The sequence below is a fragment of the Mesorhizobium sp. M4B.F.Ca.ET.089.01.1.1 genome (genome assembly GCF_004022605.1).
GTDB lineage: Bacteria > Pseudomonadota > Alphaproteobacteria > Rhizobiales > Rhizobiaceae > Mesorhizobium > Mesorhizobium abyssinicae.
The window spans coordinates 1-6,781 of record NZ_RZOS01000318.1 but is presented as its reverse complement, the minus strand read 5'-3'; the positions used below and the strand labels follow the sequence as shown (position 1 = coordinate 6,781).

Sequence of the window (6,781 nt, the reverse complement as noted above, 5' to 3'; positions counted from 1 at the left end):
TCTGCGACGGGCGTCGCCGAGAGGCTTGGGAATTCGCGTCTCACCCCCCTTCCAGGGATCGTCTTTTTCGGCAAAGGGTGGAACAAACGCCAACCACCCACGTTTTTACCGCAGCATAGGAAGGAGACGGATCATGCTTTACTGGGCGCTCGTTTTTCTCGTCGTGGCGATCATCGCCGGTGCGCTTGGTTTCGGCGGCATCGCCGGCACCTCCGCCGGCATCGCGCAGATACTGTTCTTCATCTTCCTCGCGTTCCTGATCATCTCGCTGGTCGCCGGCCTGTTCAGACGGGCGTGACGGCGAGGCTCGACCGAACACTGGAAGCCGCACCCCTCAAACGGTTTCCAGCCACCGCCGGGCGGTATCCTCCAACGAGATGCCGCTCGGCGGACCGCATCTGGATCCTCATTTTCGGGAACCCATTTTGCAGTAAGCCGTTCAGCTTGAGCTCGGTGGCAAGCGATCGATGCGTTCCAAGGCCTCAAACATGAGCGACAGCAGACAGGGCGAAGAGGTCATCGCCCTGCATCCGGCCGAAAGCGGAATGCAGCTTGGCCGGGCGCTGCTTCACGCGCTGCACAATGCCGGCATTTCCGTTCTCTATCAGGACCGCGAGATGAAGACGGTCTGGGCGCGCAACATGCGCGCGCCGTGGGCCACCGACACGGCCGACAGCAACGGCATACTGCCGCCCGCCCAGGCCGAGCGCATCGCCGCCGCCAAACGCGGCGTCATTGCCTCCGGCAAGCCGGAGCGGCTCGAGCTTGGCGTGCCGGGCGACGACGGCGTGCGCTGGTTCCAGGTTTGGATCGACGCCGACCACGGCGAGGGCGGCGAAGTGCAGGGCATCGTCACCACCATGGTCGAGACCACCGAGCAGAGGCGACGCGAGCAAACGCTGAAGACGCTGCTGCGCGAGGTCAGCCACCGCTCGAAGAACCTGCTCGCCATCATCCAGAGCATCGCCACCCAAACCGGCCGCTATTCCGGAGCATCGGGTGATTTCCTGCCGCGCTTTCGCGGCCGGCTGCAGTCGCTGGCCTCCTCGCAGGATCTGGTCACCTCCTCCAATTGGCGGGGCGCAGCCCTTCACGAGCTCGTCTCCGGCCAGGTTGGCCGCTACGCCGCCGACCCGGAGCGCAGCCTGCGCCTCGAGGGCGAGAACCCCTATCTCAACCCCAACGGCCCTGCATGTTGGTCTGGCCATGCATGAGCTTGCCGTCAATTCGGTGAGCTATGGCGCCCTGTCGCGGCCGGACGGGCGCGTCGAGCTGACCGCGAGGCTGACGACCGACGCCGGCGGCGAGCCGGCCTTGTCGCTGACATGGTGCGAAGCCATCGGCGCCCGCGACGTCAGTAGCAGCGAGAAGCGTTTCGGCAGCGTCGCCCTGGAACGTGTCGTGCCGGCATCGCTCAACGGCACGGCGACGCTCGAAATCATCGGCGATCGCCTCGAATATCGCCTCGTCATCCCCAAGGGCAATTTTGCCACGGACTGACTTGCTCGGCGCCGCGCCACGGGCGCGCCGGCAAGACCCTTAACCGGCTGTTCACCATAAAGTCCGATGCTGTTCTTCCCAGATGGCGCTGCAACTTGCCAGGGCCTGAGGCCCTCGCCGGTTGCAGCGCGACAGGGAGGGTGGGTCCGTGACGGTTGCCGACATGAACAGGCTGGAGCAGGCCGCTCGCGTCTCGATGAGCGGGTTCCAGGATGCCGAAGCTCCGGCCTCGGCCTCATCCAGCGTCTCCCATCCCCTGCTTCGCCTGGCCGCTGCCGTCATCCTGCTCGCGGCCATCGCGCTGACGCTGGCGATGCAGTTCAGCTGACGTCCCGCCATCTGCTCGCTCCCGCCCGCCAATTATTCGAGGGCGACACCGCTGCCGCAGGAACTTTGCCGGTTTTGCTCCGTTCTTGTGCGAGAGGAATCTCGCCATGGAACATATTGCTGCCTTGCTGCTGGTCATCGGCTGCTCCAACTCCATGACCGAATGCCGTGAATTGTCGGTGCCTGTCAGCGTCTTCGAGACCGCCGAGCAATGCACCGCCGAACGGCCCTTCGCCTTGACCGACGTTCGGGGCCAGGCTCCCCACGTCGTTGCCAAATGCCTCGCCGTCGACCCGGCATTGGAGGACGACTACGACCAGATCGTCTGGAACGTGCGTCCGGACGGCACACTCGACGCGTCCCTGCAGGTCTCCGGCCTCGTCCTGGCCTCCAACGACAGTGCGCGGCCCGAAAAAACCTATCTTGGTCAACAATAAAATCGAGCGGGCAAAGGCCGTTGTTTCATGTTAAATGGCGGTTGTAGCCTCCTAAAGTGAGGACAAAGGAGAGGTGACTCTATGCGGAAGATGATTATTGCCATGGTTGCGGTTGTCGCGGTCAGCGGCTGCAGCACGACCGAGCGGGACGTTGGCGTTGGCGCCGGCGTCGGCGCCGTCGCCGGTGGCCTGATTGGCGGCACCAAGGGCGCGCTCATCGGTGCGGCCGTCGGCGCGGGCTCGGGTCTGCTGGTTCGCAACCTGCGCAATGGCTATTGCCAGTATCGCGACAATCGCGGCCGTCTCTACACGGCTCGCTGCTGATCGCTTCGGACCAGGCGCAATAGGAACGGAGGCCGGCTCGTCCGGTCTCCGTTTGTTTGTGCCGCCTGCACTTGAAGGTTCCTGGTGAGGGGAGCGCCTTTCAGGTCGCCAGCGGGATTCTGATCTCCACCTTCAGCCCCTCGGCGAGAAACTCGCGCTTGATCGTGCCACGCAATTCGCGCGTCACGTTGAGATCTATGAGCTTGGTGCCGAAGCCGGTCTTGGCCGGGGCTTCGAGCTGCTTCTGTCCGGCTTCACGCCAGTTGAGCACCAGCAGCCTGTCGCGGCCGCGCCCCTGCAGCGACCAGTCGACCTTGAGCGCCCCCACGGAATTGCCGGCCTCGCCATATTTCAACGCGTTCGTCGCCAGCTCATGGAAAGTCAGGCCGAGTGCCTGGGTCGTCGTCTCGTCGAGCAGCACCTCCGGTCCGGACAATATGCCAGCGGGAAGCTCCTTGCCGAACACCTGGCCGAGCTCGATGCGCAGCAGATCGCCGAGATCGGCCTTCTGCCAGCGCGAGCGGGTCAGCATGTCCTGCGACGCCGCCATCGCCTGCAGCCGCGCCGCGAAGGACGACGAGAACTCCTTCACGTCGGTGGCGTGCGAAGCCGTCTGGCGCGCGATCGCCAGCACCCTGGTGATCGAGTTCTTGATGCGATGCTTCATCTCCTGCAGCATCAGCTCCTTCTCGAGCAGGCTCTTTTCCGTCGTCTCGTGCAGCAGCGATACCGCGTCATAGGCACGCTCCTGATAGCGCGCCACCAGCGCTATGGCGCCGGCGAGCAACAGTCCGAACAGGCCGAGCATCACCGGAATGGCGCGCGAGGACGGCAGCGAGAAAGCGCTTGTCGGCCGAAACAGCACCGTCCAGGGACGACCGGCGACGACGAGCTTGCGGCTCACCAGCAGCCTCTCGCCGAGGGTCTCGGACGGCGGCGTCTCCGACCGGAACAGAAGATTGCCGGCGTCCACCTTGCCGTCATAGATCTCGGTGTTGACCGGCAGCAGCGGGGCGCGGCTGAGCGCAGTCTGGAACAGGTCCCGGGCGCGGAAGGCCGCATAGAGGAATCCCGCCGTCGACGACCGGCTGGCGTTGATGACCTCGGGCGCGGTTTCGACATTGAGCCGCACGAAGACCAGGAACCCGGGGAAGGTCTGGGTAGCGCCCGTCCCCTGGCCGAGCTGGACCAGGCCGCTTGCATGCTGCTGGTCGTCGGCCATTGCCTTTTCGATCGCCACCCGTCGCGCCGGCTCGGTGAACATGTCGTAGCCGATGCTGGCCTGGTTGGACGGAGCTATCGGTTCGAACATCACGATCGGCGTGCGCCAGGGTTGCGTCGTCGCGGGGTAGACCTGATGCGCGACGCCATGGTCGCGCAGGATATCGCGCTCGACCGCCGCCTCGTCGCCGGCCTTGGCCAGCCGCAGGAAGCCGATTCCGCGCAGCCCGGCGAAATTGTTGTCGACATCGAGCGCGTTGAAGAACGCCTTGAATTCATTGCGTGAAATGTCGCCGTTGCGGGCGTCGAACAGCGCCTGGGTCGAGCGCAACAGCGAAAGATGGAGATCGATGCGGCTCTCGATCCGGTTGAGCGCGTCGTCCGCGGTCGCGTCGAACTTGATCCGCGCCGCTTCCTGCGTGGCGAAATAGGCGAATCCCGCCATCGTCAGGCTGATCAGCGCGACGGCGATGAAGGCGAGGATCGGGAAGAACTTTTTCAACTGAGGAAGTGGCCCCTGAACGGTTGGGCACCTTTATGAGCAAGTCCCCGCGGCAACACAATGGCGCGGCCAAATCATCATGACGCCTGGCACATCACGTATCGGACATTAGAGCAATTCCAGGAAAAGCGGGAACCGGTTTTCCGTCCGGAATTGAGTGAAAACAAAGGGATAGAGCGGTTCTGCGTTTCCGTGAAACGTTGAACCGCTCCAGCCGGCTTCCAATCCTCAGGCGGCGATCTTCAGCGCCCCCGGTCCGGGAATGGCGCCGGGCGGACATTTGCCAAGAATGATCATGCCGAGCACCTCGTCCTGGGTGACGTCGCTGGTGCGCGCGGTGCCGACCACCTGCCCGTTCTTCATCACGCAGACCCGGTCGGCAAGCTCGAACACGTCGTGGATGTCGTGGCTGATCAGGAAGATGCCGATGCCATCGGCCTTGAGCTGCTTGACCAGCTCGCCGACCTGCGCCGTCTCCTGCGGCCCGAGCGCGGCTGTCGGCTCGTCCATGATCAGGATGCGGGCGTTGAACAGGATGGCGCGCGCGATCGCCACCGACTGCCGCTGGCCGCCGGAGAGCTTGATCACCGGCTCTTTGAAACGCTGGAAGCGCGGATTGAGCCGGCCCATCACCTTGCGCGCCTCGGCCTCCATGGCGACATCGTCGAGCGTGCCCCAGCCGGTCATCAGCTCGCGGCCGAGGAAGAGATTGGCGGCGGCGTCGACATTGTCGGCGAGCGCCAGCGTCTGGTAGATCGTCTCGATGCCGTATTTCTTGGCGTCGCGCGGGTTGGAGATGTGCGCCTCCTCGCCATTGACGAAGATCTGGCCGGCGTCGCGCTTGTAGGCGCCGGACAGGATCTTGATCAGCGTCGACTTGCCGGCGCCGTTGTGGCCGAGCAGCGCCACCACCTCGCCTGGAAAGAGATCGATCGAGGCATCGTCGACGGCGCGAATGCCGCCGAAGGCGATCGAGATGTTGCGCATGTCGATCAGCGGCGTGCCGGTGGGAGCTGTCTTTTCCATGGTCGCGTCTCCTCCCTGAAGTTCTTGCTCAGACTCGCTTGCGGTAGACGGTATCGAGCCAGACGGCGACGACCAGAACCGCGCCGACGACAATGCTCTGCAGCGGCGAGTCGATGCCGAGCAGCACCATGCCTGACTGCAGCGACTGCATCAGAAGCGCGCCGAGCATGGCCCCCAGCACGGTTCCCGAGCCGCCGGCGAGCGACGTGCCGCCGATGACGGCGGCGGCGATGACCAGCAGCTCGTCCAGCGTGCCCAGCGCGTTGGTCGCGGCGTTGAGGCGCGCCGACGAGATGGCGGCGCTGATCGAGGCCAGCACGCCCATGATCATGAACACCTTCATCGTCACCCAGCGCGTGTTGATGCCGGCGAGCGAGGCCGCCTCCGGATTGCCGCCGATGGCGAACACATAGCGGCCGAACCGGGTGCGCCGGGTGATGAAGGTCATGACGATGCCGACCGCGACCGCCATCAGCACCGGTATGGCGATGCCGTGGGCGATGAACAGACCGCCTTCGGGAATGGTGATGCCGTTCTGCTGGGCGTACTGGCGCACGATGCCGACCGGCCACGGATAGGAATTGGCGACTGAGACCGCGCCGAGGATGGCGGCGCAGGCGACGACGCCGAGGAAGACTTCCGCCCACACCGGACGCAGCGGGAAATTGAACCGCTTGCGCTGCGAGCGGCCGTTGAGCAGCGCGAAAGCGACCGCCGCGCAGGCGACGACGCCGACGACCCAGCTCGCCGTGGCGCCGATCGAGCCGCGCGGTCCGCCGCCCATCAACTGGAAGGTGGCGTCGAGCGGCGCGACCGTGCGGCCGCTGGTGATCATCCAGGCCATGCCGCGCCAGACCAGCAGGCCGCCCAGCGTGACGATGAAGGCCGGCACCTCCATATAGGCGATGACGAAGCCCTGGAAGGCGCCGATCGCCAGGCCAAGCACCACGCCGGCGGCGAGCGCGATGATCCACAGCCAGGGATTTCCGAGCTCGAGACCGATGACCCGGATCAGGAATTCGGCCTGCGCCACGCCCATGATCATGCCGACCACGCCTTCGACGGAGCCGACGGAAAGATCGATATTGCGCATGACGATGACCAGCACCATCCCGGTCGCCATGATCGCCACCGAGGACGTCTGCACCGACAGGTTCCACAAGTTGCGCGGCGTCAGGAAAAGCCCGCCCGACAGGACGTGGATGCCGATCCAGATAACCAGCAGCGCGCCGACCATGCCGAGCATGCGCGTGTCGAGTTCGGTTGCCTTGAGGAAGCGGCCGGCGGCGCTGAGTTCGGCTGCGCGTGCCCGGTCCGCGGCGACCGTGCTTGAGGTCGTATCGGTCATGATTTCCTCCCACCGGTTTGCCGTCTGGCGCGGTTGCCGGAACATGATTCTATTGGCTTTCCCGGCTCACTTGAAGCCGGAAGCCCGTTGCGAAAC

General features: G+C 65.0%; 7 protein-coding genes and 1 pseudogene. 5 read left to right on the top strand and 3 right to left on the bottom strand.

Features of this window, described 5'->3' with window-relative positions; all coding sequences use genetic code 11:
• Positions 1-133: 133 nt before the first annotated feature.
• The 5 genes and pseudogenes from EN780_RS24160 (at position 134) to EN780_RS24140 (ending at position 2,588) form a co-directional block, all read left to right on the top strand.
• Positions 134-298 carry a DUF1328 domain-containing protein gene (locus tag EN780_RS24160; RefSeq protein ID WP_127287283.1) on the top strand — a complete coding sequence of 55 codons (165 nt, stop codon included), beginning with the start codon at positions 134-136 and terminating at the stop codon, positions 296-298.
• A gap of 169 nt (positions 299-467) precedes the next feature.
• Positions 468-1,500: pseudogene (locus EN780_RS24155) on the top strand (HWE histidine kinase domain-containing protein).
• Positions 1,501-1,648: 148 nt separating this feature from the next.
• On the top strand, positions 1,649-1,828 hold the full coding sequence (locus EN780_RS24150) for a hypothetical protein (protein WP_127392027.1): 180 nt from the start codon (positions 1,649-1,651) through the stop codon (positions 1,826-1,828).
• 106 nt (positions 1,829-1,934) lie between these two features.
• Positions 1,935-2,264, top strand: coding sequence for a hypothetical protein (locus EN780_RS24145; RefSeq protein WP_127392028.1), 330 nt, complete (start codon positions 1,935-1,937; stop codon positions 2,262-2,264).
• A gap of 81 nt (positions 2,265-2,345) precedes the next feature.
• A complete protein-coding gene (locus EN780_RS24140) occupies positions 2,346-2,588 on the top strand; it encodes a YMGG-like glycine zipper-containing protein (RefSeq protein WP_127392029.1) in 243 nt (80 codons plus the stop codon).
• Positions 2,589-2,688: 100 nt separating this feature from the next.
• Here the strand turns inward: EN780_RS24140 and EN780_RS24135 are convergent, their stop codons facing one another.
• The 3 genes from EN780_RS24135 to EN780_RS24125 form a co-directional block, all read right to left on the bottom strand.
• Positions 2,689-4,311 carry a CHASE domain-containing protein gene (locus tag EN780_RS24135; protein ID WP_127286894.1) on the bottom strand — a complete coding sequence of 541 codons (1,623 nt, stop codon included), beginning with the start codon at positions 4,309-4,311 and terminating at the stop codon, positions 2,689-2,691.
• Between the two features lie 228 nt (positions 4,312-4,539).
• Complete coding sequence (locus EN780_RS24130; RefSeq protein ID WP_128275529.1) at positions 4,540-5,337, bottom strand: ATP-binding cassette domain-containing protein; 798 nt, start codon at positions 5,335-5,337, stop codon at positions 4,540-4,542.
• A gap of 28 nt (positions 5,338-5,365) precedes the next feature.
• Positions 5,366-6,685 (bottom strand): sugar ABC transporter permease, encoded by a 1,320-nt coding sequence (locus tag EN780_RS24125; RefSeq protein ID WP_128275528.1) that lies wholly within the window; start codon positions 6,683-6,685, stop codon positions 5,366-5,368.
• Between the last annotated feature and the right edge of the window lie 96 nt (positions 6,686-6,781).